The sequence below is a fragment of the Stutzerimonas sp. C6.4V genome, assembly GCF_058536345.1.
The window spans coordinates 2,541,635-2,567,861 of sequence record NZ_JBZUBM010000001.1; the positions used below are offsets into that span (position 1 = coordinate 2,541,635).

Below are 26,227 nucleotides of genomic sequence, written 5' to 3' on the forward strand. Positions count from 1 at the left end.
TTTACCTGAATAGATTGGCCGGAGGCTGGAGGCTGGAGGCTGGAGGCTGAACGAAAAAGCGTCATCGTCCAGCCTTCCAGCCTATAGCCTTCGGCGAAAGAGCTTGGTCAGCCAACCCGATAATTCGGGGCTTCTTTTGTGATTTGCACATCATGCACATGCGATTCCGCCATGCCGGCACCGGTGATGCGCACGAACTGCGGATGGGTGCGCATGTGATCGATGGTGGCGCTGCCGGTGTAACCCATGGAGGCGCGCAGGCCGCCCATCAACTGGTGGATGATCGCTGCCAGAGAGCCCTTGTACGGCACGCGGCCTTCGATGCCTTCCGGCACCAGCTTTTCGGCGCCAGCGGAGGAGTCCTGAAAGTAACGATCCGATGAACCCTGCGCCTGCGACATGGCGCCCAGTGAACCCATGCCGCGGTAGGCCTTGTAGGAACGGCCCTGGAACAGCTCGATCTCGCCCGGCGCCTCTTCGGTACCGGCAAACATCGAGCCCATCATCACGGCGTTGGCGCCGGCCACGATGGCCTTGGACAGATCACCGGAGAAGCGGATGCCGCCGTCGGCGATCATCGGCACGCCGGTTCCTTCCAGCGCGGCGGAAACGTTGGCGATGGCGGAGATCTGCGGGACGCCGACGCCGGCGACGATGCGGGTGGTGCAGATCGAGCCCGGGCCGATGCCGACCTTGACTGCATCAGCGCCAGCCTTGACCAGATCCAGCGCGGCTTCGGCAGTGGCGATGTTGCCGCCAATGACCTGCACCTGCGGGAAGTTGTCCTTTACCCAACGAACGCGATCGAGCACACCGCGAGAATGGCCGTGTGCGGTGTCGACGACGATCACATCGACGCCGGCAGCTGCCAGGGCTTCTACACGTTCGGCGGTGTCGGCGCCGGTACCCACGGCGGCGCCGACGCGCAGACGGCCCTGGTCATCCTTGGAAGCCAGCGGGTAGGTCTTGGCCTTCTCAATATCACGGAAGGTGACCAGGCCGCGAAGATGGAAATTGCTGTCGACCACCAGCATTTTCTCGATGCGGTGCTCGTAGAGTTTGGTTTTGATTTCTTCGAGGCCAGTGCCTTCCTGTACGGTTACCAGTTCTTCCTTTGGCGTCATGATCGCCGCGACGGAGTCACCAGCATTCGGCGTGAAGCGCAGGTCACGGCCGGTAACGATGCCGACCAGCTCCTTGCCGGAAACAACTGGGAAGCCGGAGAAACCCAGTTCACGAGCCTTGCGCAACAGTTCGCTGATCTTCGTCTCAGGCGTGACCGTCACCGGATCGTGAACGATCGCCGTTTCGTGACGCTTGACCTTGCGCACTTCGGCAGCCTGCTGCTCGACGTTCATGTTCTTGTGAATGATGCCAATGCCGCCTTCCTGCGCCATGGCAATGGCCAGCCGGGCTTCGGTGACGGTGTCCATTGCCGCCGAAACAAGGGGAATGTTCAGCTCGATTTCGCGGGTCAGGCGGGTCTTGAGGCTGACATCCTTCGGCAGTACCTCGGAATATCCCGGGATCAGGAGAACATCATCGAACGTCAGGGCTTCTTGGCTGATACGCAGCATGGCGGGGGCTCCCAGGCGGGAAAAAGGAAGCGCGGCATTATACCCACGCATACCACGGCGCTCAATGCAGTTCTGCGGTCCGTCGCGCTCGGCCTGCAGCGTTGCACTGGCGAAATGACCGATCGGTCACGGGCGATCGATCACCAGCGCCACGCCGAATCCCAGGCGTGCTGCGAACTCTTCAAGAAACGACTGACGAAAGGCAGCCTCCCCCCAGCCGTTGAAGATGAACCCCAGATTGGAAAATCCACAGGCTGGAATGAAGAGGAAGCCGTTGATGTCATCCTCGAAGCCGCATTGCGGACATGTGAAGTTGTCGGTGTGACGGGGCATCCATTCATCCAGGCTTTCGAACAGCGCTTCGCCGATTTCGCGGCGGCACTCGGGGCAGCCCGCCTCCTCGGCGAAATCCCGTGTCGGCGTATAGATGCAGCGCTTGGTGATCACCTCCATGCCGTTGATCGCCTCGCCGTACGGCAGCCGCTCGGGGTGCTGCACAACGCTGCGCGCCCCGGCCGCAATGGCATAGCCCATGCCGCCGGCCCCACGCCCACAGGTAGTTGGCAGCGCCTCTACAATGCGGCGCTCGGACAGCCAGCGCAGGATCATCCGCGCCTTGGCTTCATGACCCGGGAACGTGGAAATGCGCGGCACGATGATGGCTTGGCTATCGCTCATGGCTAGCTCGGACAGAGACAGTGAGCCACGCAGCTTAATGCGCGGCTCACAAAGGTCAATCGTGCCCGTCCGCCTGTTTTTTCGTTGAGCCTCCAGCCTTCAGCGCTCATTTGAAGGCTTTTCCCTTTATCATCCCCGGCATGCTCAACGATCCTTTCCAACGCCTGAATCTCGACCGCGAAGTGCTGACTGTCAGCCAGCTCAACGGTCGCGCGCGGCTGCTACTCGAAGACGTGTTCGCCCAGGTGTGGGTCGAAGGCGAGATTTCCAACCTGGCCAAGCCAGCGTCCGGCCATATCTATTTCACGCTAAAGGACAAGAACGCCCAGGTCCGCTGCGCGCTGTTCCGGCAGAACGCCCTGCGGGTGCGCCAGTCCCTGCGCGACGGTCTGGCGGTCAAGGTGCGTGGGCGGGTGTCGTTGTTCGAGGGCCGCGGCGACTATCAGCTGATTCTCGATAACGTCGAGCCGGCCGGCGACGGTTCGCTGCGTCTGGCCTTCGAGGCCCTGAAGGAAAAGCTCAGCGCCGAGGGTCTGTTCGACGCGGCGGGCAAGCGCTCCCTGCCCCTTCATCCTCGGCGTATCGGCATCGTCAGCTCGCCAACCGGCGCGGTCATTCGCGACATCATTTCGGTGTTCCGTCGACGCGCGCCGCATGTCGCCCTGACTCTGGTCCCGACCCCGGTCCAGGGTCGCGAGGCGACGGCACAGATCGTCCGAGCGCTGCAGCTGGCCGACCGCGGCGGCTACGATGCGCTGATCCTGGCGCGCGGCGGCGGCTCGCTGGAAGACCTCTGGTGCTTCAACGAGGAAGCGGTCGCACGGGCCGTGGCCGCTTGCGAGACGCCGATCGTCTGCGCTGTCGGTCACGAAACCGACGTATCTATTGCCGACTTCGTCGCCGACGTCCGTGCACCGACGCCATCCGCCGCCGCCGAACTCCTGGCTCCCAGCAGTGCCGATGTACGTCAGCGCCTGGAAGGCCTGCGTCAGCGGCTTTTGCTGCGCATGCGCGATCGTATGCATCGCGACGCGGCGCGCCTGGAAGCCCTGACCCGGCGCCTGCGACATCCCGGCGAGCGCCTGCAGCAGCAAGCCCAGCGTATCGACGACCTGGAGGCGCGCCTGCTGCGTGGTATCGACCGTAGACTCTGCGCTGGTCAGGAGCGCCTCGCCCGCCTCGAAACGCGCCTTGCCGGGCAACACCCGGGCCGGAACCTGAACCTGCTGCGCCAACGCCTCGAACATCTGTCCAGCCGGCTGCCCCGCGCCATGCAGGACACCCTTAAAGGCCAACGCCAGCAGCTGCAAGGTCTCGTGCAGACACTGAATATAGTCAGCCCGCTCGCCACGCTGTCACGTGGCTACAGCATCCTGCTCGATGAGCGCGGTCTGGCCATTCGGCGAGCCGACCAGACCCAGCCCGGCCAACGCCTGAAGGCCCGGCTAGGAAACGGCGAGCTGGATGTGCGTGTCGAAGACAATCACCAGACGCCGGTAACCTTGTCGTTGCTGGACTGACTCACCCTTCACTAGGACTGCCATGCGTTTCGCCCTTGCCCTGCTGCTCGCCCTGACTCTGCCCGCTCACGCCGAAGGCTTTCTCACCCGCCTGTTGAACAAACCCGTGCCAGGCGGCGTGGCGGTCGTTGACCTCGGCAATGATGCCAGCGCGCCGAAAGCGCGTTACGACGGCAAGCCCGTGCTGGTGGTGCGCGAGGATGATCAACGCTGGATTGCCATTGTCGGCATTCCACTAACGGTCAAAGCGGGCGAGCAATCGCTGGATGTCGACGGCCAGGCCCATAGCTTCCGTGTCGAGCCCCGGAGCTACCGCGAGCAGCACATCACGCTGAAGAATCAGCGGCAGGTCAATCCGAACCCTGACGATCTCAAGCGCATCGAGCGTGAACTGGACGAACAGACCCGCGCCTACCGCCAGTTCAGCCCGCGCCAGCCGAGCAACCTGCTGTTCGACAGCCCCGTCAACGGTCCGCTGTCTTCGCCGTTCGGGCTGCGCCGCTTCTTCAACGGCGAAGAGCGTAACCCGCACTCCGGGTTGGACTTCGCCGCGAAGGCAGGCACGCCAATCAAGGCACCCGCTGCCGGCAAGGTGATTCTCACCGGCGACTACTTCTTCAATGGCAAGACGGTGTTCGTCGACCACGGCCAAGGGCTGATCAGCATGTTCTGCCATCTGTCGCAGATAGACGTAAAGGTCGGAGATGAATTGTCACGCGGCGCGGTGCTTGGCAAGGTCGGCTCCACCGGCCGGGCCACGGGCCCGCATCTACACTGGAATGTAAGCCTTAACGACGCACGCATCGATCCGTCCATCTTCATCGGTGCATTCAAGCCCTGATCAATCCAAGGACAACGGCATGCTTATCAACGCCCAGGACTCCACCCTCCTCATCATCGACATCCAGGAACGCCTGTTTCCTGCGATCGAGGGCCACACCGAACTGGCCGAGCACAGTGCTTGGCTGATCCAGGTCGCCAAACGAATTGGCGTTCCGGTACTGCTCACCGAGCAGTACAGCAAGGGCCTTGGCCCTACCGTTACCTCGCTGCGCGATGGAATGGCTGAAGAGGCAATCATCGAGAAGCTGCACTTTTCCGCTGCGCGTGACGGCGAGCTGTTCAAACGACCCGGCGGGGAGCGGAGGCAATTCGTGATCAGCGGGATCGAAACCCATATCTGCGTGCTGCAGACGGTGATCGATCTGCTGGCTCGCGGCAATCAGGTGTTCGTGGTCGAAGAAGCCGTAGGCTCGCGGCGCGCCAGCGACAAGGCGCTCGGCCTGGCGCGCATGCAACAGGCTGGCGCCAGCATCGTTTCGCGGGAAATGGTCGCCTTCGAATGGATGGAACAGGCCGGGACCGAGCTCTTCCGCTCGATCAGCCGCGAATTCATCCGCTAGGAAAGCGTCAGGCAGCAACAGGCATCTCACGGAGCACTTCATGCAGGACGAACTGGGCATCTGGATGGACTGGCTCAGGGCTCACCCCGAGCTGCAGACACTTGTCGCCAGCGCAGCGCTGATATTTGCCGCCTGGCTCGCGAACTGGATAGTCAAACGCATCCTCGTTCGCGGTGTTTATCAGATCGTACGCAGCTCGCGCGAAACGGAACTGCAGGACTTCGGCATCATCCGCCGGCTGTCGAATATCGTGCCGGCGCTGGTGCTGTCAGTCGGCGTGAACGCCGTCCCCGGTTTGCCGGAAGCGGCTGTCACGGTGGTGCGCAACGTCTGCGGCGGCTTTATCGTCCTGACCATCGCCCTCGCGCTGGGAGCGCTGCTGGACATCATCAACATGGTGTATCAGCGTCGGGCCGATGCGCATGTTCACCCCATCAAGGGTTATCTGCAGGTCGTCAAGATCGCGATCTATGCGATCGCCACCATCCTCATCATCGCCACGCTGATCGACCGCTCGCCGCTGATCCTGCTATCCGGCCTCGGTGCCATGGCGGCGGTACTGCTGTTGATCTTTCAGGACACCATCCTGTCGCTGGTGGCCAGCGTCCAGATCACCTCCAACGACCTCATTCGGGTAGGCGACTGGGTGGAAATGCCGCAGCTCAACGCCGACGGCGATGTAATTGATATCGCGCTGCACACGGTAAAGGTGCAGAACTGGGACAAGACCATCAGCAACATCCCGACCAAGCGCTTTATCAGCGACTCGTTCAAGAACTGGCGGGGCATGCAGGAAAGCGGCGGGCGGCGAATCAAGCGCAGCCTTTACCTGGACCAACAGAGCGTGCATTTCCTTGGCGCGGACGAGTGCGAGCGCCTGCATCGTTTCAACCTTCTCGATGAGTACCTCACGGAAAAACGCCGTGAGATCGACGCCTGGAACGCCAAGCTCGAAGAGCGCGGCAAGGAGCCAGTGAACACGCGGCGCATCACCAATATCGGTAGTTTCCGCGCGTACGTGGAGCGCTATCTGCGCAGCCATGGCGGCATACATCAGGGCATGACGCTGATGGTGCGCCAGCTCAGCCCGACAGCCGATGGCCTGCCGCTGGAGATCTACTGCTTCACCAACACCGTGGCATGGACGGAATACGAGGCGATCCAGTCGGATATCTTCGACCACCTGCTGGCGATCCTGCCCGAATTTGGCTTGCGTGTATTTCAACACCCGAGCGGGGCGGACATGCGCGATTGGGGCGACTCGTTGGGGCGGCGTGGAGCTCCGGCGCTGGCGCCATCGGAAAGCCCTCCGGGCTGATCGCGGTGCAGATCGGAGCTGCCCCATGCAATCGCGGGGTTGCTGGCGGTCGTGAATTGCAAGCGTTGCGGGCCATGTCCTAAATAAGGGTCACACCGGGCCGACTGGCTCCCTGGCGCATTTGCGGGTCGCCAGCAACGCCTGATTCGATAACCAGCGCGTCGCCACGAGCCACGGTGGTGCTGTTTTCGATCGGATAGTCAGATGAGGCTCACAACCACTCAGCGCTCCGCAATGAGTAGGCGCTCATCCTCGCAAAAGCAGGATTCTGTTGCACGTATTTTCAAGAATTAGTTAGTTCTGCCAATTTGAAAACTTGTCTTGCAATCCATCCATGCAAAGCAATAAGTTTTCAACATTGACGAATGTTTTGGGTGAGAGGTGTCGCCTCTACCCACGCCACAGCCGGGGAATCGCCATGACCATGCTCAAGAACCCATCGACCAAATACCGCGCCTTTCCAACCCTCGACATCCCCGACCGTACCTGGCCATCGAAGACCATCACTCAAGCCCCGATCTGGCTGAGCTCCGATTTGCGCGACGGCAACCAGTCTCTGATCGAGCCGATGGATGCGGGCAAGAAGATGCGCTTCTTCAAGACGCTGGTGCAGGTCGGATTGAAGGAAATCGAAGTCGGCTTTCCATCAGCCTCGCAGACCGATTTCGACTTCGTGCGCGAGCTGATCGAGGGCGGCCACATTCCGGATGACGTCACCATTCAGGTTCTGACCCAGGCGCGTGAGGACCTGATTACCCGCACTTTCGAATCCCTCAAGGGCGCCAAGCGGGCAATCGTCCATTACTACAACGCTACCGCACCGAGCTTCCGCCGCATCGTCTTTAATCAGGACAAGGCCGGTGTGACGAACATCGCGACGGCTGCCGCCCAGGTGATCAAGCGACTGGCTGAAGCTGCGCCGGATACCGATTGGCGCTTCGAGTACTCGCCAGAGGTGTTCAGCTCAACCGAAACCGATTTTGCCGTCGAGGTGTGCAATGCGGTAATCGACGTGTTTCAGCCGACACCCGACAAGAAACTGATCCTCAACCTGCCAGCGACCGTCGAGGCGGCTACGCCAAACATCTACGCGGACCAGATCGAGTATTTCGGCCGTCACATCAACAAACGCGACAGCGTGCTGATCAGCCTGCATACACACAACGACCGTGGCACCGGCGTGGCCGCCACCGAGCTTGGCCTGATGGCGGGCGCCGACCGCGTCGAGGGCTGCCTGTTCGGTAATGGTGAGCGTACCGGCAACGTGGACCTGGTCACTGTGGCCTTGAACATGTACAGCCAGGGCGTCGATCCGCAGCTGGATTTTTCCGACATCGATGCGGTGCGCAAGGTGGTCGAGGAATGCAACCAGTTGCCGGTCCATCCTCGTCATCCGTACGTCGGCGACCTGGTCCACACAGCCTTCTCCGGCTCGCACCAGGACGCTATCCGCAAGGGCTTCAGCCAGCAGGATCCGAACGGCGTCTGGGAGGTGCCCTACCTGCCTATCGACCCGGCCGACCTCGGCCGCAGCTACGAGGCGGTCATCCGCGTCAACAGCCAGTCCGGCAAGGGCGGCATCACCTATTTGCTGGAGCAGGAGTACGGCATCAGCCTGCCACGCCGCATGCAGATCGAGTTCAGCCAGGTGGTGCAGAAGGAAACCGACCGCCTCGGTCTGGAAATGAGCGCCAAGCAGATATACGCCTTGCTGGAAGGTGAATACCTGCAGGCGACATCTCCCTACACGCTCAAGAGCCATCGCCTGCAGGAAGAAAACGGCACCAGTGCCCTCGACGTTGAAGTCGCCAGTGAAGGCGAAACCATGCACTGGCGCGGCATCGGCAAAGGCCCGCTGGAAGCCCTGGTGGCGGGACTGCCGGTCAAGCTCGAAATCATGGACTACCACGAGCACTCGATTGGTGCCGGCAGTAACGCACGAGCTGCCGCCTACATCGAAGTCCGCCTGGATGGTGAGCGCCCACTGCATGGCATCGGCATCGACGAGAACATCACCACGGCCAGCATCCGAGCGCTGTTCAGCGCGCTGAACCGTGCCCTGCGCGAGGCACAAAGCAAAGCGGCCTGACACACGCGGCGGAACCAAGGGGGATGCAGAACGCATCCCCTTTCTTACTGATTGACTGAGCAGACAGCCATTCGCGCCCCGCGAAGCACCGCTGGGCTGCAAGCCATAGTGCCGGGGCTTCCCCAACTGGCACAGAGTCGCTAAGGTCGCCGACCTCCTGAGGAGTCGGCATGCGCTACCTGATCTTCGTCACACTGCTGTGGGCATTCTCATTCAACCTGATCGGCGTCTATCTGGCCGGTCAGGTGGACAGCTACTTCGCGGTGCTGACTCGCGTCGTACTGGCCGCACTGGTATTTCTGCCACTGACCCGCTGGCGCGGGGTCGCGCCGGGTTTCATCGGCGGCGTCACTCTGGTCGGCGCGCTGCAATTCGGTGTCACCTATCTGTGCCTGTACCTGAGCTTCAACGTGCTGACGGTAGCCTAAGTGCTGCTGTTCACTGTTCTGACGCCGTTGCACGTGACTTTGATTGACGATGCGCTGAACCGCCGCTTCAACCCATGGGCACTGGTGGCGGCTGCCGTTGCAGTCTTCGGTGCCGGCCTGATCCGCTATGACGGCGTGTCCAGTGACTTCCTGGGTGGTTTTCTGCTGATGCAATTGGCCAATTTCACCTTTGCTGCCGGCCAGGTTGGCTATAAGCACCTGGCGCAACGTTACCCATCGGATATCCCGTTGTACCGGCGCTTCGGCTACTTCTTCCTCGGCGCGCTGGTGATCGTTCTTCCGGCCTGGCTGTTGTTCGGCAATCCTGAAAAACTGCCAACGACCTCTCTCCAATGGGGCGTGCTGATCTGGATGGGCGTGCTGGCAACAGCGCTGGGGCAGTTCTGCTGGAACAAGGGAGCCACGCTCGTCGATGCCGGCACGCTCGCAGTTATGAATAATATGGCCGTACCGGTTGGGCTCCTGCTCAATCTGCTGCTCTGGGGCACGGAGACGAATCTCGTGCAGCTGACAATCGGAGGGCTGATCATTCTCTCGTCGCTGCAGATCAACCGACTGGGCCGCAAGCAGGCCTAATGACACTATGTAAGTTATTGTTATATATAGGATTTTCTACTTAGCAACTAACATAGCGCGCCCCGCATGGATGCGATTCTCAGAAAGTCGTCGAGAACACCATGCGCCAATATTGCCTGCTCCTGCTTGCGCTTTTTTTCACCGTTCAGATCCACGCCGATGCTCCGCGCACCTTCCGCGAAGCGAAAAAGGTCGCATGGAAGATCTACGCCGAACGCCCCGTTGACTTTTATTGCCGCTGCGCCTACCAGGGCAAGCGGATCAACATGGGCAGCTGCGGTTATATCCCGCGCAAGCAGCCCAAACGCGCCGCGCGGGTGGAATGGGAGCACATCGTGCCAGCCTGGGTAATCGGACATCAGCGTCAATGCTGGCAAGACGGCGGACGCAAGCACTGCACTTCTACCGATCCACTCTTCAGCAAAGCGGAGGCCGATTTGCATAACCTGGTGCCCGTTGTTGGCGAAGTGAACGGCGACCGCAGCAACTTCGGCTTCGGCATGCTCAGCGAAAAGCCCAGCCAATACGGCGCCTGCCCCTTTGTGGTGAACTTCAAGCAACGCACCGCAATGCCGCCAGCCTACAGCCGCGGCGCCATCGCACGCACCTATCTGTACATGAGTGAGCGCTATGGCTTGCGTCTGTCGAAGCAGGATCGCCGCCTGTACGACATCTGGAATCGCCAATACCCGGTCAACGAGTGGGAACAGTGGCGCAACCGCAGCATCGCGTGTGTTCAGGGCAACGCCAATCGCTTTGTCGGTCCGGTGAATCTGGTTCACTGCACCCGCTCGGCATCGCTCCCTAGCCAACAGGGCTAGGCCCCGGACGGGTAGGCCACTCACTGGTCGCCGGTTGCATATCAGCTTCACTGCGCTGCATGCTGCCGCCTGGACCAGCAAACCATGGCGGCCTCTATGCGGGACAAGACGCTCTACGCGACGCTCGGATTGTCGGTGTTGGTGGCACTGATCTGCTCTGGCATCGCCCCGTATGATCGTGCGACCTGGCTTCTGGAAGTCGCGCCAGTGCTGATCGCCGCGCCAGTGCTGCTCTGGAGCCATCAGCGCTTCCCACTGACGCGTCTGTTGTATGTGGTCATTGCCGCCCATGCCCTGGTGCTCATTCTCGGCGGCGCTTATACATACGCCCGTGTGCCCCCGGGCTTTTGGGTTCAGGAATGGTTTGATCTGAGCCGCAACCCCTACGACAAATTGGGTCACTTCATACAAGGCGTGACACCTGCCCTGCTGGCCAGGGAAATTCTCCTGCGTCGTCGCTTCGTTGCCTACGGAAAAATGCTGGGCTTTTTGTCGATCTGTGTCGCGCTGGCTTTCAGTGCTTTCTACGAACTGATCGAATGGTGGGTAGCGTTGCTGGCCGGTCAGGGTGCGGAGGATTTCCTCGGGACTCAGGGCGACCCCTGGGACACTCAATCCGATATGTTCATGGCCATGCTCGGCGCGCTGCTCTCGGTCACCTTGCTGGCCAGAACGCAGGATCGGCAGATGGCGGGCTTGGGCCGGTCGATCCCGGCAGCGGTCTAGCGACATGCTCTATAGGCTCGGCGCTGATGCCATGTTGCTCCTGCATCTGGGCTTCATCATCTTCGTGTTGCTGGGCGGGTTGCTCGTCGCCTGGAAACGCGGCTTCGTAGTGCTGCACTTGCCAGCGGTAGCCTGGGGAGTTTTCGTTGAGCTGAGCGGCTGGCCCTGCCCATTGACCCATTGGGAGAACCTGCTCAGGCGACTTGCAGGCAGTGCAGGATACGAGGCCGGCTTCATCGAGCACTACCTGCTGCCGCTGATCTACCCCGCCTGGCTGAGCGTGCCGGTGCAGTATCTGCTCGCTGCGGTAGTTGTGCTGAGTAACGTCCTCATCTATGGCGGCCTGGCGTGGCGGCGTCAACGCCGCAGAGACACTGCCGGGCACTGACGTTACAGCTTCAGCTCGAAGGCATCCCCATCGTGGTAGGCGGGAAACTTGCTGCGGAATTTAGCCAGGTCAGCCGCCCGTAGCGTTGTGCGAAACACGCCCTCGGCGTCACCGGCTTCCAGCAAGGGATCACCGAGATAGTCCAGCACCTGTGTATCGCCACTGTAGGGGTACCCCTTGCCGTCTTCACCGACCCGATTCACCGCTGCGACGTAGCAAAGGTTCTCGATGGCGCGCGCCGGTAGCAAGCGATTCCAGGCATTGCGACGTGCCGCCGGCCAGTTGGCTGTATAGAGCAACAGGTCGGTGTTATGAGGGTCGCGACTCCAGACGGGGAAGCGCAGGTCGTAGCAGATCAGCGGGCGGATGTTCCAGCCGTTCAGTTCGAACACCACCTGCTGATCGCCCGCCGTGTAGTGCTTGTGCTCGCCGGCCATGCGGAACAGGTGGCGCTTGTCATAGTGCGAAATCCTGCCGTTCGGCCGCGCCCAGAGCAGACGGTTGCGATGCGTGCCGTCGGCCGCCTCGATGATAACGCTCCCGGTAATGACGGCATCCACCCGCGCCGCCTGCTCACGCAACCAGGCATACGTCGGGCCCTCCTCCGGCTCGGCAAGCTCGGAGGAATTCATCGAAAAGGCGGTGGTGAACATTTCCGGCAGGACAATCAGGTCAACGCCACGGGCCTCATCCAGCAACACGGCCAGACGCTCGCGGTTGGCCTGAGCATCCTGCCAGACGAGTGTCGTCTGGATCAGGGCAAGTTCGAGGTTCGGTAAGGTAGTCAGATCGCGCATAGTTGTTCCGCTGCCTGATGCAGCGTCTCCTCTCGTTTGGCGAAGCAGAAGCGGACGAGCCGCGATTCGGCAGGAGGGGCCTGGTAAAAAACCGAGATCGGAATGCTCGCCACACCGTGCTCGCGAGTCAGCCACTCGGACATGGCGACGTCATCGAGGTCCGGGCGAATCGCCGAATAGTCGACGAGCTGGAAATAAGTGCCGGCCGCACGGGTAAAACTGAACCGCGAACCGGCTAGTAGATTGCAGAACAGATCGCGTTTCGCCTGGTAGAACGCCGGCAATCCACTTACATGCTCCGGATACGCGGCCATGAAATCAGCCAGTGCCCACTGCAACGGCGTCACGCCGGTAAAGCTGACGTACTGATGAACCTTGCGCAACTCGCTGCTGAGCATGGGCGGCGCCACGACATAGCCGGTCTTCCATCCGGTGACGTGATAGGTCTTGCCGAACGAACTGACGACAAAGGCGCGCTGGTACAGCTCGTCATGACGCAGCACGCTGGCATGCTCGCGCCCATCGAAGACCAGATGCTCGTAGACCTCATCGCTGAGCAGGTAGATATCCCGGTCGCGGATCAGCGCCGCCAGCCGATCCAGATCGGCCATGTCGATCAACGCCCCGCTGGGGTTGTGCGGCGTGTTCAACACGATCATGCGCGTGCGCGGCGTGATCGTATCGGCCAATTTCTGCCAGTCGATGGAAAACTCCGGCAGGCTGAGCGACTGGTGGATACAGACCCCACCGGCGAGTTCGACGGCCGGTTCGTAGCTGTCATAACAGGGATCAAAGACGATCACTTCGTCGCCGGGTCGAACGATCGCATGAATCGCACAAAAGATGGCCTGGGTCGCACCGGGCGTGATGGTGACCTCGGTGTCCGCGCTGACCTTGCGGCCGTAAAGTGACGCTACTTTCACCGCCACCTGCTCGCGCAACGCAGGCAGGCCGGTCATCGGTGCGTACTGGTTGTGGCCAGCCATCACATGGCGCGCCAGCGCTTCGCGCAACGCGTCAGGGCCGTCGAAATCCGGAAAGCCCTGGGACAGGTTCAGAGCGCCGGTTTGAGCCGCCAGCTGCGACATTGTGGTGAAGATGGTGGTACCGACATTGGGCAATTTACTGATGAGCATGAAAGCCTTCCGACAGGCCTGTCGCACGGGCTTCGACAGGAAAAAACAGCATAGCCGATCAAGACGGCACGATACGAGGGCCTGGGCATCTGAGTCCGACTGCTACAGTGAGCTCGACATAGCTCCGTCTGGTGCTTCAATTCATGCAAGTAGAGAGGATCACCATGTCTATCGAATCTGCGGATGCCCGGTGGGCCGACGTGCGCACTCAGGCTGAACGCGCGTTGCAGGCCGAGCCGGGCCTGGCGGGTGTCATTCAGCAAGCCGTTCTCGACCATCCGGATTTCGGCTGCTCCCTGGCCTACCGGATCAGCCAGGCCCTGGCTGCCACTTCGGAACAGCAGCAGGCGCTTTTCGATCGCGTTGCCAGTGTTCATCGACAGCACCCGCTCCTCGCCGAAGCGGCCTGGTGCGATTTGCAGGCGATCGTCCATCGAGACCCGGCCTTCGATACCGAACTGGAGGTGTTGCTGTTTTCCAAGGGCTTTGCAGCCTTGCAGGCCTACCGTATCGGACATCTACTGTTACAACAGCAGGAGCGGTTGATGGCGATGTTCATCCAGGCACGCTGCAATGAACGTCTGGCGATCGACATCAACCCGGCCAGCCGGATAGGCAGCGGCGTCATGCTCGACCACGGAACAGGCATCGTCATAGGCGAAACTGCAGTGGTCGGCGACGATGTGTCAATCCTCCAGGGCGTGACCTTGGGAGGCACAGGGAAGGAAAGCGGTGACCGACATCCCAAGGTGCGCAGCGGCGTGATGATCGGGGCGGGGGCAAAAATCCTCGGCAATATAGAGATCGGCGAGGGCGCCAAGGTTGGCGCCGGCAGCGTTGTACTGCACCCGGTTGCGCCGCATACCACCGTGGTTGGCAACCCGGCTCGGCAGGTCGGCAAGCCACGACACGCACGACCGGCCCTTGATATGGACCAGTCATTCGACGAGGACAGTTGAGAAGTCAGCGCTTGTCGCGGCGCTTTTTCTCGGCCTTCTTGTGGTGGGACATGAGACGGCGCTTCTTGTTGACCTGGCGGTCGGTGAGCGTGTTTTTCTTGCCCTCGTAGGGGTTTTCGCCGCCTTTGTACTCGATGCGGATGGGCGTACCGACCAGCTTCAGGACGCGCCGGTAGGTATTTTCCAGGTAGCGAGTATAGGACTTGGGTATCGAGTCGACCTGGTTACCGTGGATGACGATCAGCGGTGGGTTGGCTCCCCCCAGGTGCGCATAGCGCAGCTTGATACGGCGACTGGCAACCATGGGCGGCGCATGCTCGCGAACCGCATCTTCGAGGATCTGCGTCAGGCGGCTGGTGGGCCAACGGGTGACAGCCGACTTGAATGACGCCTGCACTGACTTGTACAGGTTGCCGACGCCGGTGCCATGCTTGGCAGAGATGAAATGGATGTCGGCAAACTCGACAAAAAATAACCGGCGCTCCAGCTCGGTTTTCACATAATCGCGCTCGCTCGGCTCCATGCCATCCCACTTGTTCAGCGCGATGACCAGCGCCCGGCCACTTTCCAGAACGAAGCCGAGCAGGTTCAGGTCGTGCTCGACCACACCCTCGCGGGCGTCCATTACGAAAATGACGACGTTGGAATCCTGGATCGCCTGCAGCGTCTTGACCACGGAAAACTTCTCCACGGCCTCGAAGATCTTGCCACGGCGACGCACACCCGCTGTGTCGATCAGCGTGTACTTTTCGTCATCGCGTTCGAATGGGATGTAGATGCTGTCTCGCGTGGTACCGGCCTGGTCGTAGACAATGACCCGCTCTTCACCAAGCATGCGGTTGACCAGCGTCGACTTGCCGACATTCGGGCGCCCAATGACGGCAATCTTGATGCCATCCTTCTCGCTCGGGCCCGGAATGCGCTTGAACTCCTGCCCCTCGGCAACAACTTCACTCTCGTGCGCCTCACCTTCCTGCTCTGGCGCGTCGGCATTGTCCTTGGGAAAGGCGCCAAGCGCCTGCTCCAGCATGTGGCTGATACCGCGCCCATGGGCCGCGGCGATTGGCAACGCATCGCCGAGCCCTAACGGACTGAACTCGGCACGGGCAATATCCGGGTCGATACTGTCGACCTTGTTTGCCACCAGGAAGTGGCGCTTGTTCATCTTGCGCAGATGTTCGGCGATCATCTGATCACCCGGCGTCATGCCGGCGCGCGCATCCACCATGAACATCACCGCATCGGCTTCCTGCATCGCCTGCAGCGACTGCTCAGCCATCTTGGCGTCGATGCCCTGCTCGTCCCCCGTCAGGCCGCCGGTATCGATGACGATATAGGTCCGTCCCTGCCATTTGGCTTCGCCATATTGACGATCACGGGTCAGACCGGCGTATTCGGCCACGATGGCGTCACGGCTCTTGGTCAGACGGTTGAACAGGGTCGATTTACCGACGTTCGGGCGGCCCACGAGGGCAATTACGGGAACCATACGGCTCTCCACTGCGATATTTCAGAAAACACGAAGGCCGCTGCAAGGCAGCGGCCAGATATAGCGTCCCGCCAATGCGGAACGAGTGCGCTGAACGAGGCGTCAGTCCGGCTGCTTGATGGTCAAGGCAACCAGCTTGCCGCCGTTACCGTAAACATACAGCCAGTCACCTTCAACGACAGGCCGCGCGCGTACGCCATCACTGTCAACTCGGGTACGTGCCACGAATCGACCGTCGACCTGGCTCAACAGGTGCGCATAGCCTTCCTTGTCACCCACCACCACATAGCTGGAGAACACCGCAGGCGCGGACAACTGTCGGCGAGCCAGTGCGTCATTGCTCCAGAGTACCGTTGTAGATCGTTCATCAATGCCTACCACCGAGCCGTCGGCCTGGCTGACGTAAACACTGCCATACCCCATCGCCACTCCGGACGATGTGGAGGCATCGCGCTGCCAGAGGATACGGCCGGTTTCCAGATCCAGCGCCGCCGCGCGTCCCTGGTAAGTGGCGACATATAAGGTTCCGCCCGACAACAAAAGCCCGCCATCGATATCAACCACACGTTCCAGTTCGGACCGGCCCTGGGGGACTGCTACTCGCTGCTCCCAAACAGGCAGGCCACGGCGAGTATCCAGCGCCACCACCTTGCCGCTGGACAGCCCGGCGACCGCCAGCTCATTGGTCAACAATGGCGCCCCGGTTCCACGCAAGGTCAGCACCGCCGGGGAGCTTTCGTAGCTCCAGCGTTGCTTGCCCGTGTCGATTTCCAGCGCGACAACGCGATCATCCTGGGTTTGCACGACAACGACGTCACCATTGACTGCGGGTGCGGCAAGCACCTCACTGCTGACCTGACTGCGCCACCGCTCCTCTCCGTTGGACACATCCAGCGCCAGCACTTCACCGCGCAGTGTTCCTACCAGCACGAGACCATATCCGGCACCGACCGCGCCGGAAATGGGTACATCCAGATCCTTTTTCCAGTTGACCTTGCCAGTCAGACGATCCATCGCGACAACAAGGCCTTCGACGTCTGCGGCAAATATCTCGTTACCATAGACGACCGGCGTCAGCAGGTTGTAGGTCTCGCCCTGGCCTTCACCTATCGAGCGACTCCACTCCTTATTCAGTTCGATTTCCGCATCGAACTTGACCAGTTCGGCGGGTTCGGGTTCTTTCTTGTCATTACTGCTGCACCCCACAACCAGGACGGCCAAGGCCAGCAGCGCTGCATTCTTCCAACGCATCAATTTATGCCTCTCCACGAGCCAGATCGTCCAGCTTCAGCTGCAAGCCGCCGATGGCAGCATCCTGCGACAACGCCTCTTTTGCCTTGGAATAAGCCGCATGGGCCTCATCGTTACGGCCCAGCTTGACCAACAGGTCACCACGCAGCTCTTCACGACTGGAAGCAAATGCCTGTGGCGCATCCTCATCGAGCAGCGCCAAAGCGGCGTCCACTTTGTCCTGCGCAGCGAGCACCCTGGCGATACGCTGGCGCGCCAGTTCTTCAAGGGTCTTGTCGGCAGGCTTGTCCAGCACAGTCTGCAGCTCCGCTGCCGCTTCGTCGAGACGCCCGGACTCCACCGCCACTTTAGCGACGAACAGGCTACCGTACTGAGCGTAATGGGAACCGGAGAAGTCTTTCTTCAGGAGATTCCCCAGGCGGGACACTTCGGCCGCATCCACCTCGCCCTGCTCCAGGGACGCATTGAGCAATTGCTGGTAGAGCCCGGACGCACCCTGCGCCTGATTGAGCTGATGCTTCTGCCAGAACTGCCAGCCAAATACCAGGACCAGAGCGAGTGCACCCCCGAGCAGTAGTGGCTTGCCGTTACGCTGCCACCACTCTTTGATCTGCGCCAGTTGTTCTTCATCGGTACCCGAGGTCACACTGTCACTCCTTTCTTTCGCTGAATTCAGGCCGGTCTGATCAAGCCAGACAGGCAGCCAGACGCTCGGGCAGAGCATCCCAGGCAATACTTTGTTGTTCGCTGTCGTCACGCAGCGGCTTGCAACCTACCACGCGCCCTGCCAGCTCGTCGTCACCTAGAATCAGTGCGAAGCGCGCCCCGCTCTTGTCGGCCTTCTTGAACTGGCTCTTGAAGCTGCCCCCACCGGCGTTCACCAACAGGCGCAGGCCCGGCAAGGCGTCGCGTAGCCCTTCTGCCAATCCCAGCGCGGCCAGCTCGGCTTCTTCGCCAAAGGCGCAGATGTAAGCATGAGCGGGAGGAGTCAGCTCCTTCGGCACCACCTCAAGCGTCTCCAACAGCAATACCAGCCGCTCGATGCCCATCGCGAAGCCCACACCCGGGGTTGGCTTGCCACCGAATTGACTGACCAGGCCGTCGTAGCGGCCACCCGCGCAAACTGTACCTTGCGAACCCAGCTTGTCGGTCACCCACTCGAATACCGTGCGACCGTAGTAATCGAGCCCGCGAACCAGCTTGGGATTGATCTGGTAGGCAATGCCCGCCGCTTCGAGCCTGGCCTTGAGGCCGTCGAAATGAGCGCGGGACTCATCGTCCAGATAGTTCTGCAAGGTCGGCGCGTCTGCCAGCAACGCCTGGGTCTGGGCATTCTTGCTGTCCAGAATGCGCAGCGGGTTGCTCGTGAGACGGCGCTGGCTGTCCTCGTCGAGCTGGTCGAAATGCTGCTTGAGATACTCCACGAGCGCGTCGCGATAGATCGCCCGCGCTTCGCTGGAGCCAAGGCTGTTCAGCTGCAGTGTGACCGCATCAGCCATGCCCAGTTGTTTCCACAGCCGAGCCGTCAGCACGATTAACTCAGCATCCACATCAGGCCCGGGCTGATTGAACACTTCCACACCGATCTGGTGAAACTGGCGATAACGGCCTTTCTGTGGTTTTTCATAGCGAAACATCGGGCCGCTGTACCAGAGTTTTTGCACCTGGCCGCCGCCGGTCATACCGTGTTCGAGAACGGCGCGGACGCAACCGGCTGTGCCCTCGGGCCGCAACGTCAGTGATTCCTCGTTACGGTCGAGAAAGGTGTACATCTCCTTGTCGACCACATCTGTTCCCTCCCCAATGCCGCGGGCGAACAGATCAGTGAACTCGAGGATGGGCAAACGGATTTCGCTGTAACCGTAGCTGTTCAGCAGCTGCGCGAAAGTAGTTTCAAGGTAGCGCCAGACCGGTGTCTGCGCCGGCAGGATATCGTTCATGCCACGGATGGCTTGCAGGGACTTGCTCAATTCGGTTCCTTAAATCAGCTACGCACGATCAGCGCGGCATCTGTTTCAGCCTTTTCCGCGGCCTTGCGACGAATCAATTGTTCCAGTTCGTCCACCAGATTTTCATTGCTGAGTTTTTGCGCGGGCTTGCCATCGATGTAGATGAGGTTGTTCGGCGAGCCGCCGGTCAGCCCGATATGTGCCTCCTTGGCTTCGCCAGGGCCGTTGACCACGCAACCGATCACCGCAACGTCCAGCGGCACCAGAAGATCATCGAGCCGGCCTTCAAGCTCGTTCATGGTCTTGACTACATCGAAGTTCTGCCGCGAGCAACTCGGGCAGGCGATGAAATTGATGCCTCGCGAGCGCAGACGCAATGATTTCAGAATGTCGAAACCAACCTTTATCTCTTCAACCGGATCGGCTGCCAGCGAGATGCGAATGGTGTCGCCGATGCCCTCGGCCAGTAACATGCCAAGGCCTACCGCCGACTTGACTGTGCCGGACCGCAGGCCACCGGCCTCGGTGATGCCCAGATGCAGCGGTTGCTCGATCTTGTCAGCCAACAGGCGATACGCAGCTACGGCCATGAACACATCAGACGCTTTCACGCTGACCTTGAAATCCGGGAAATTCAGCCGATCCAGATGCTCCACATGTCGCAGCGCCGACTCCACCAGCGCCTCGGGAGTGGGCTCGCCATATTTCTTTTGCAGGTCCTTTTCAAGCGAACCGGCATTCACGCCAATACGGATCGGGATTCCCCTGTCTCGTGCAGCCTCAACGACAGCACGCACCCGATCCTCGCGGCCGATATTGCCTGGATTGATACGCAAGCAATCGACGCCAAGCTCTGCTACTCGTAGCGCAATCTGATAGTCGAAATGAATGTCGGCGACCAACGGCAGGCCGACGCGCTGCTTGATCCTTCCAAAGGCCTCGGCAGCTTCCATAGACGGCACCGAGACGCGAACAATGTCAGCCCCGGCATTTTGCAATCGCTGGATCTGCGCAACTGTCGCATCGACGTCGCAGGTTTCGGTATTGGTCATGCTCTGTACGGCGATAGGCGCATCGCCGCCGACCGGCACGTTGCCCACCCAGATTTTGCGGGTGTGACGACGCTTGATGGGAGACTCGCTGTGCATGATTACTGTCCGAGCTTGAGGCGTGCAGTTTCGCCACGCGTTTTGCCAGATAGGCTGACGGATTCGCCGTTGAAGTCGACCTGCACCCCGGAGGCGAAGCCCAGATGCAGGTCCAATGGTGTCTTACCGACCAGGGTGCGACTGGTGCCGGCCTTTGCCAGACCGCTATAGAGCACCTTGCCGGTAGCGTCCGTCACTCGGGTCCAGCAGTCGGCTGTGTATTGCAGCGTCAGCCGACCCTCATCTTCGGCGACAGCCGGTGCGCCGGCGGTCTCTAACTGTGCAGCTGCCGTTGGGACCGGTGTTTCGACAACCTCGGCAGGTTCAGTGGCGTCTGTAGGGGCTTCGATGGAGCCTGCCGGCACTTCGGACGAATCCGTGCCCGCTGACTCTTCTATAGCTGTCGTGTCTTCCGGTCCAGCAAGTGCAGAATCCGCTCCCGGCGCCGGCTCCGCCAGGGTCGACAAGTCAGACGCGACGGGAGGGAGCTCGGCTGCCGGCTCTTCTGCTCTATCGAGCAGATGGATCTCGGTGGTGCCATCAGCGGCCTCAACCTCGATCCGTTCCAACGCTGTTACCGATGGGCCCGACTGGTTTCGCGTCGATTGATCCTGCCACCAGAAAAATGCCACCGCTGCGATTACCAGCGTCAGCAAAAACGTGAAGAAACGCACCATGGTGCGCGACAGTCGCACCGGCTGGTCGATATGCCCAAGGCTGTTGACGTTGCTCCCGGTGGCATCGGTGCCGGTGTGATGATCGAATTGCTGGACCAGACGCGTCTGGTCAAGTCCGAGCAGCTTGGCGTATGCGCGAACATAGCCACGGGCAAAGGTGTGCCCGGGCATCTGGCTGAAATCACCCGCCTCGATCTGCTGCAACGAGCGCTCCGAGAGATTGAGCTGTTGGGCCACGGAAGAGAGCGACCAACCTTTACTTTCGCGCGCAGAACGGAGGGTTTCGCCCGGGTTGGCAAGGGTCGGGGCAGCGGCTTCAGTATGTGGCGCTATCATCGTTGCTCCGATAGAAACTGTTGATATTCAGGCGAGCCTGGATACAGGCGCTTGAGCTGCAGGCCGAGGCTGGCGGCCTGGTCTCGATCCTGATGGATATTGGCCAGTCGAATACCCAGAAGAAGGCTGCGAGCATTCTGTTCGGAGAGACTGCTGAAACTCGTGTAGTAGCGTTTGGCCGGCACGTAATCCTTGGCCTCATAGGCCAGCAATGCGAGTTCCAGCAGGGCACGTGGTTGACGACTATCGAGACGAAGCGCGCGAGTGAAATAAGTCTCGGCCTGGTCACGCTGTCCAAGCTGCAACGCGGTCATGCCCATGTTCTGGAATACCCGCGAGCGTTCTGGATAGAGATTGTCCTCCGCAGCCTTGGCGAAGCGCTCCATGGCTTCCTCGTAGCGTTTCTGCTCGAAAAGGAAGCTACCGTAATTGTTCAGGATACGGGCATCGTTCCGGCTGGACAGCGCCTTGCGGTAATGCTCGTCGGCGAGCTTGTTTTCCATTTCCGTCTGGAACACCAGAGCCAGCGCTGCATGCGCGTCTGCGCTGTCAGGGTCCAGTTCCAGAGCCTTACGCAGAGGTGTTTTTGCCCTGGATGCCTCGCCTTGCTGTAGGTAGCCAATACCCAGCTGAATATAGGCATCCCTCGCCTCGTTCCGCCCTTCCGAGGTACGCATGGGGTTCCCGGACCCGGAAGAAATGCAACCAGCCATGAGGCCAGCCAACAGAAACAGCAGCGCAACGCGCAAGATCATCAACAGAATCCCCCTCAGGAACGGTTTGTAGCTATGGATGCAGAACCTGGCTCGGATTGCAGTTCACGCACGGCAATATAGCGCTCGCTGCGGCGAGTGCGATCCATTACTTGCCCAACCAACTGGCCGCAAGCTGCATCGATATCCTCACCACGGGTGGTACGCACGGTTACATTGTGCCCAGCTTTATGCAGGATGTCCTGAAAACGGCGGATCGCATTGTTGCTCGGCCGCTCATAACCAGAGTGCGGGAAGGGATTGAAGGGGATCAGATTGATCTTGCAAGGAATCCTGGCCAGCAATTCGATCATCTGCTGTGCATGCTCGGGCTGGTCATTCACGCCTTGCAAAAGAGTGTATTCGATAGTGAGAACACGCTTCTCACCGAGATTGGAAATGTAGCGCTGGCACGCCGCAAGCAACATTTCCAGGGGGTACTTTTTGTTGATCGGCACCAACTGGTCGCGCAGTGCATCGTTTGGCGCATGCAGCGAAAGCGCCAGGGACACATCTATTACCTTGGACAGCTCATCGATCATCGGCACAACGCCTGAAGTCGAGAGCGTGACCTTACGCTTGGAAATCCCGTATCCAAGATCGTCCATCATGATTTGCATGGCAGCGACGACATTGTCGAAATTCAGAAGCGGCTCACCCATGCCCATCATCACGACATTGGTGATGGCACGATCGACCTTGGCCGGGACGGTGCCGAACGACTTGTTTGCAATCCAGACCTGGCCGATGACCTCGGCGGCGGTCAGATTGCTGTTGAATCCTTGCTTGCCGGTCGAGCAGAAACTGCAATCCAGCGCGCAGCCAGCCTGCGACGACACGCACAAGGTGCCGCGCCCTCCCTGAGGGATGTATACGGTCTCCACACAGCTCCCCGAGGCCACACGCACCACCCACTTGCGTGTGCCATCGGTGGAGATGTCTTCACTGACGATCTCTGGGCCCCGGATCTCTGCAGACGCTTTCAGCTTCTCGCGCAGGGCCTTGCCAATGTTGCTCATGGCATCGAAATCATCCACGCCAAAGTGGTGGATCCATTTCATGACCTGACCGGCACGAAAGCGCTTCTCCCCGATCGAATCGAAGAAGCTTTCAAGCTGCGGCTGAGTCAGCCCGAGCAGATTTACCTTACCGGTCTTGACAGTCATCAGGATTCACCTTCGCTTGTTTAGCGAATGCGGGCACACACTTCGGTGGCGGAGAAGAAATAAGCGATTTCACGCGCTGCGGAGGCCTCGGAGTCGGAACCGTGCACTGCGTTCTCATCGATGGAGACAGCAAAGTCGGCGCGAATGGTGCCGGGCGCAGCTTCCTTCGGGTTGGTAGCCCCCATCAGCTCACGGTTCTTGGCGATGGCGTCTTCACCTTCGAGAACCTGAACGATGACCGGACCGGAGACCATGAAAGCAACCAGGTCCTTGAAGAAACCACGCTCGCTGTGCTCGGCATAGAAACCTCCAGCTTCACGCTCGGACAACTGGACCATCTTCGAAGCGACAACGCGCAGACCGGCCTTCTCGAAACGGGAAGTGATTTCGCCGATTACATTCTTGGCGACAGCGTCAGGCTTGATGATGGAGAAAGTGCGTTGCAGGGCCATGTAGAACTCCAGAAATAGGTTGGGTTAAAGCAAACAAGTAAACCCGCGAATTATACGCGGGTTCGAATTTAAAATATAAGGGCGCTACAGCGAGCGTTGCTCTTTGGCTGAAAGGACAAGCGGCCGGCGCGCTCTATTCAGCCTCTTCTATCCAGGCCGCCTGGATGGCCTCCAGCACTTTCTCGCCTCCACGCTTCGGATCATCAGCGAAACCAGGGAGTTCGGTAACCCAACGATGCAGCTGCACGAAGTTGATGTAACGAGGATCGACCTCCGGCTTGCTTTCAGCCAGTTCGATCGCGATATCAAGCACATCAGCCCATTTAAGCGCCATTCAACACCTCGACATCAATGGCCCTCTGAGACCTGGTTAATCGTGTACTTCGGTATCTCAACCACCAGATCCGATTCAGCAACAACCGCCTGACAGGACAACCGTGAGGTCGGCTCCAGGCCCCAGGCCTTGTCCAGCATGTCATCTTCGAGCTCGTCAGACGCTTCGAGCGAGGCAAATCCTTCACGGACGACCACGTGACAGGTCGTACAAGCGCAGGATTTCTCGCAGGCGTGCTCGATATCGATCCCGTTACGCAACGCAGCGTCCAGTACGGTTTCGCCGACCTGCGCTTCGACCACCGCCCCGTCAGGGCAATGTTCGACATGGGGCAGAAAAACAATTTGCGGCATCTGCTTCATTCCTCAATATCGTTAAGCCGCCGCCCGGCCAACGCGGCCTTGACGGTGGAATCCAGCCGGCGCGCTGCAAAGGCATTGGTAATCTGGCTTAGGCGCTTGACCTGACGCTCAATGGCTACCCCGTCCTGGCTGTCAAGCAGCTCACGGAGGCCCTGCATCTGCGCTTCTATCGCAATACGTTCCTCATCGCTGAGCAAGCGCTCGCCGTCAGCATCCAGCGCAGTTTGCACCGCCTCGAGAAGCCGCTGCGCATCCACCAGCTGTTCACGCAATGCACGAGCCACCTTGTCGTCACCTGCCTTGCGGAACGAATCCTCCAGCATGCGGGTGATCTCCCCGTCGGTCAGGCCATAGGACGGCTTGACCTGGATGCTCGACTCGACACCCGATGCCAGCTCGCGGGCGGACACGCTGAGCAGCCCGTCGGCATCGACCTGAAACGTCACTCTGATCTTCGCTGCACCTGCCACCATCGGCGGTATGCCCCGCAACTCGAAGCGGGCCAATGAACGGCAATCGGCGATCAATTCACGCTCACCCTGCAGCACGTGAATCATCATGGCTGACTGGCCATCTTTGTAAGTGGTGAATTCCTGGGCGCGGGCAACCGGAATCGTCGTATTGCGCGGGATGATTTTTTCCATCAGCCCACCCATGGTTTCCAAACCGAGCGACAACGGAATCACGTCAAGCAACAGCAGCTCTTCTCCGTCACGGTTGTTCCCCGCCAGCGTCTCTGCCTGTATCGCAGCACCGATCGCGACTACCTGATCAGGATCGATGTCGGTAAGCGGCTCCCGGCCAAACATTTCTCCGACCAGTTCCCGAACGCGTGGAACCCGTGTGGAGCCGCCCACCATCACTACGGCCTTGACCTCTTCCAGCTCTACCGCCGAGTCACGCAGGGCACGACGGCAGGATTTGAGACTCCGCGCGATCAACGGCTCGATCAGCTCGTTGAAGGCTGCACGGGTCAGGGTTCCTTGCCAGCCTGCATATCGCACCTCGACCGACTCGACCTGGCTGAGTTGCTCCTTGGCGTCGCACGCCACCGCTAACACCTCGCGCTGAGCGCCCGGCCCCAAATCGACCGACGCTCCCGCCTGGGTCAGTATCCAGTTTGCTACTGCATGGTCGAAGTCGTCGCCACCGAGCGCCGTGTCTCCACCCGTGGCCAGAACCTCGAAGACTCCCTGGGTCAATCGCAGGATCGAAATGTCAAACGTCCCGCCACCCAGATCGTAAATCGCCACTACGCCTTCGGCCTGGCGATCCAGGCCATAGGCTACAGCTGCAGCGGTAGGCTCGTTGAGCAAGCGCAGCACGTTTAGATTTGCCAAGCGGGCAGCATCCTTGGTTGCCTGGCGCTGAGCGTCGTCGAAATAGGCAGGAACGGTTATTACGGCGCCTACCAACTCGCCCCCAAGATTCTCCTCGGCGCGCTGGCGTAACGCCTTCAGAATCTCTGCGGATATTTCGACAGGGCTTTTCGGACCCTGAACGGTCTCGATGAAGGGCATCTGTGACTGCCCTTCACTGAACCGGTAAGGAAGCTGCCCACCCAGCTGCTTGACGTCGCCAACACCCCTGCCCATGAGGCGCTTCACTGACACGATGGTGTTCAGCGGGTCGCTGGCACCAGCCTCTTTGGCGGAGGCGCCCACTTCCACCCGATCGGCATGGTAGCGCACGGCAGAAGGCAGGATCACCTCACCGTTGGCGTCGGCGAGGGGCTCCGTTATGCCGCTGCGCAGTGCTGCGACCAGCGAATTGGTAGTCCCCAGATCGATCCCCACTGCCAGGCGGCGCTGATGAGGTTGCGGGCTTTGTCCGGGCTCTGCTATCTGAAGTAAGGCCATGTCTGTCTGATATCG

General features: G+C 60.3%; 25 protein-coding genes and 1 pseudogene. 10 read left to right on the forward strand and 16 right to left on the reverse strand.

Annotation, left to right across the window (positions count from 1 at the left end):
- Positions 1–107: 107 nt before the first annotated feature.
- Together guaB and AC4LFW_RS11885 are read right to left on the reverse strand one after the other, a co-directional pair.
- A complete protein-coding gene (gene guaB, locus AC4LFW_RS11880; protein WP_491819222.1) occupies positions 108–1,577 on the reverse strand; it encodes an IMP dehydrogenase in 1,470 nt (489 codons plus the stop codon).
- A gap of 126 nt (positions 1,578–1,703) precedes the next feature.
- Entirely contained in the window at positions 1,704–2,255 is a 552-nt protein-coding gene (locus AC4LFW_RS11885) for a sugar ABC transporter ATPase (protein WP_491819223.1), read from the reverse strand.
- Between the two features lie 140 nt (positions 2,256–2,395).
- Between AC4LFW_RS11885 and xseA the strand changes: the two genes are divergently transcribed.
- From xseA to AC4LFW_RS11930, 9 genes and pseudogenes are all read left to right on the forward strand, one after another.
- Positions 2,396–3,775, forward strand: a complete 1,380-nt coding sequence (gene xseA / locus AC4LFW_RS11890; protein ID WP_491819225.1) for an exodeoxyribonuclease VII large subunit — start codon at positions 2,396–2,398, stop codon at positions 3,773–3,775.
- A 22-nt stretch (positions 3,776–3,797) separates the two neighbouring features.
- Positions 3,798–4,616 (forward strand): peptidoglycan DD-metalloendopeptidase family protein, encoded by an 819-nt coding sequence (locus tag AC4LFW_RS11895; RefSeq protein ID WP_491819226.1) that lies wholly within the window; start codon positions 3,798–3,800, stop codon positions 4,614–4,616.
- A 19-nt stretch (positions 4,617–4,635) separates the two neighbouring features.
- Complete coding sequence (locus AC4LFW_RS11900; protein WP_491819227.1) at positions 4,636–5,178, forward strand: hydrolase; 543 nt, start codon at positions 4,636–4,638, stop codon at positions 5,176–5,178.
- A gap of 40 nt (positions 5,179–5,218) precedes the next feature.
- Complete coding sequence (locus AC4LFW_RS11905) at positions 5,219–6,496, forward strand: mechanosensitive ion channel family protein (RefSeq protein WP_491819228.1); 1,278 nt, start codon at positions 5,219–5,221, stop codon at positions 6,494–6,496.
- 418 nt (positions 6,497–6,914) lie between these two features.
- Positions 6,915–8,585 (forward strand): 2-isopropylmalate synthase, encoded by a 1,671-nt coding sequence (gene leuA, locus AC4LFW_RS11910; RefSeq protein WP_491819229.1) that lies wholly within the window; start codon positions 6,915–6,917, stop codon positions 8,583–8,585.
- Positions 8,586–8,755: 170 nt separating this feature from the next.
- Positions 8,756–9,610 (forward strand): annotated as a pseudogene (locus AC4LFW_RS11915) (carboxylate/amino acid/amine transporter).
- A gap of 101 nt (positions 9,611–9,711) precedes the next feature.
- Positions 9,712–10,431, forward strand: a complete 720-nt coding sequence (locus tag AC4LFW_RS11920; protein WP_491819230.1) for an endonuclease — start codon at positions 9,712–9,714, stop codon at positions 10,429–10,431.
- 96 nt (positions 10,432–10,527) lie between these two features.
- Positions 10,528–11,157 (forward strand): DUF2238 domain-containing protein, encoded by a 630-nt coding sequence (locus tag AC4LFW_RS11925; protein ID WP_491820212.1) that lies wholly within the window; start codon positions 10,528–10,530, stop codon positions 11,155–11,157.
- 4 nt (positions 11,158–11,161) lie between these two features.
- Complete coding sequence (locus AC4LFW_RS11930) at positions 11,162–11,545, forward strand: DUF2784 domain-containing protein (RefSeq protein WP_491819231.1); 384 nt, start codon at positions 11,162–11,164, stop codon at positions 11,543–11,545.
- A gap of 2 nt (positions 11,546–11,547) precedes the next feature.
- Here the strand turns inward: AC4LFW_RS11930 and AC4LFW_RS11935 are convergent, their stop codons facing one another.
- A complete protein-coding gene (locus AC4LFW_RS11935) occupies positions 11,548–12,342 on the reverse strand; it encodes an amidohydrolase (protein WP_491819233.1) in 795 nt (264 codons plus the stop codon).
- Entirely contained in the window at positions 12,330–13,478 is a 1,149-nt protein-coding gene (locus tag AC4LFW_RS11940; RefSeq protein WP_491819234.1) for a pyridoxal phosphate-dependent aminotransferase, read from the reverse strand. The genes AC4LFW_RS11935 and AC4LFW_RS11940 overlap by 13 nt, the downstream gene beginning before the upstream one ends.
- A gap of 164 nt (positions 13,479–13,642) precedes the next feature.
- Between AC4LFW_RS11940 and cysE the strand changes: the two genes are divergently transcribed.
- On the forward strand, positions 13,643–14,437 hold the full coding sequence (gene cysE / locus AC4LFW_RS11945) for a serine O-acetyltransferase (protein ID WP_491819236.1): 795 nt from the start codon (positions 13,643–13,645) through the stop codon (positions 14,435–14,437).
- Positions 14,438–14,441: 4 nt separating this feature from the next.
- On the opposite strand, the gene der is transcribed toward cysE, so the two are convergent.
- From der to hscA, 12 genes are all read right to left on the reverse strand, one after another.
- The gene (gene der / locus AC4LFW_RS11950; RefSeq protein WP_491819238.1) at positions 14,442–15,926 is read right to left on the reverse strand and encodes a ribosome biogenesis GTPase Der; all 1,485 of its coding nucleotides are present in this window, start codon (positions 15,924–15,926) and stop codon (positions 14,442–14,444) included.
- Between the two features lie 102 nt (positions 15,927–16,028).
- A complete protein-coding gene (bamB, locus tag AC4LFW_RS11955) occupies positions 16,029–17,177 on the reverse strand; it encodes an outer membrane protein assembly factor BamB (RefSeq protein WP_491819239.1) in 1,149 nt (382 codons plus the stop codon).
- A 4-nt stretch (positions 17,178–17,181) separates the two neighbouring features.
- Positions 17,182–17,823 carry a YfgM family protein gene (locus AC4LFW_RS11960; RefSeq protein WP_491819240.1) on the reverse strand — a complete coding sequence of 214 codons (642 nt, stop codon included), beginning with the start codon at positions 17,821–17,823 and terminating at the stop codon, positions 17,182–17,184.
- Positions 17,824–17,863: 40 nt separating this feature from the next.
- Positions 17,864–19,147 carry a histidine--tRNA ligase gene (gene hisS, locus AC4LFW_RS11965; protein ID WP_491819242.1) on the reverse strand — a complete coding sequence of 428 codons (1,284 nt, stop codon included), beginning with the start codon at positions 19,145–19,147 and terminating at the stop codon, positions 17,864–17,866.
- Positions 19,148–19,161: 14 nt separating this feature from the next.
- The gene (gene ispG, locus AC4LFW_RS11970; protein WP_491819244.1) at positions 19,162–20,274 is read right to left on the reverse strand and encodes a flavodoxin-dependent (E)-4-hydroxy-3-methylbut-2-enyl-diphosphate synthase; all 1,113 of its coding nucleotides are present in this window, start codon (positions 20,272–20,274) and stop codon (positions 19,162–19,164) included.
- A 2-nt stretch (positions 20,275–20,276) separates the two neighbouring features.
- The gene (locus AC4LFW_RS11975) at positions 20,277–21,287 is read right to left on the reverse strand and encodes a RodZ domain-containing protein (RefSeq protein ID WP_491819245.1); all 1,011 of its coding nucleotides are present in this window, start codon (positions 21,285–21,287) and stop codon (positions 20,277–20,279) included.
- Positions 21,284–22,042: a type IV pilus biogenesis/stability protein PilW gene (gene pilW / locus AC4LFW_RS11980; RefSeq protein WP_491819247.1), complete on the reverse strand. Its 759-nt coding sequence runs from the start codon at positions 22,040–22,042 to the stop codon at positions 21,284–21,286. Before pilW ends, AC4LFW_RS11975 begins: the two co-directional genes overlap by 4 nt.
- Positions 22,043–22,056: 14 nt before the next feature.
- Positions 22,057–23,205: a dual-specificity RNA methyltransferase RlmN gene (rlmN, locus tag AC4LFW_RS11985; protein ID WP_491819249.1), complete on the reverse strand. Its 1,149-nt coding sequence runs from the start codon at positions 23,203–23,205 to the stop codon at positions 22,057–22,059.
- A gap of 20 nt (positions 23,206–23,225) precedes the next feature.
- On the reverse strand, positions 23,226–23,657 hold the full coding sequence (ndk, locus tag AC4LFW_RS11990; RefSeq protein WP_021209485.1) for a nucleoside-diphosphate kinase: 432 nt from the start codon (positions 23,655–23,657) through the stop codon (positions 23,226–23,228).
- Positions 23,658–23,790: 133 nt separating this feature from the next.
- Complete coding sequence (iscX, locus tag AC4LFW_RS11995) at positions 23,791–23,991, reverse strand: Fe-S cluster assembly protein IscX (RefSeq protein WP_491819250.1); 201 nt, start codon at positions 23,989–23,991, stop codon at positions 23,791–23,793.
- Between the two features lie 14 nt (positions 23,992–24,005).
- Positions 24,006–24,344 carry an ISC system 2Fe-2S type ferredoxin gene (gene fdx / locus AC4LFW_RS12000; RefSeq protein WP_491819252.1) on the reverse strand — a complete coding sequence of 113 codons (339 nt, stop codon included), beginning with the start codon at positions 24,342–24,344 and terminating at the stop codon, positions 24,006–24,008.
- A gap of 5 nt (positions 24,345–24,349) precedes the next feature.
- On the reverse strand, positions 24,350–26,212 hold the full coding sequence (gene hscA, locus AC4LFW_RS12005) for a Fe-S protein assembly chaperone HscA (RefSeq protein ID WP_491819253.1): 1,863 nt from the start codon (positions 26,210–26,212) through the stop codon (positions 24,350–24,352).
- Positions 26,213–26,227 lie beyond the last annotated feature (15 nt).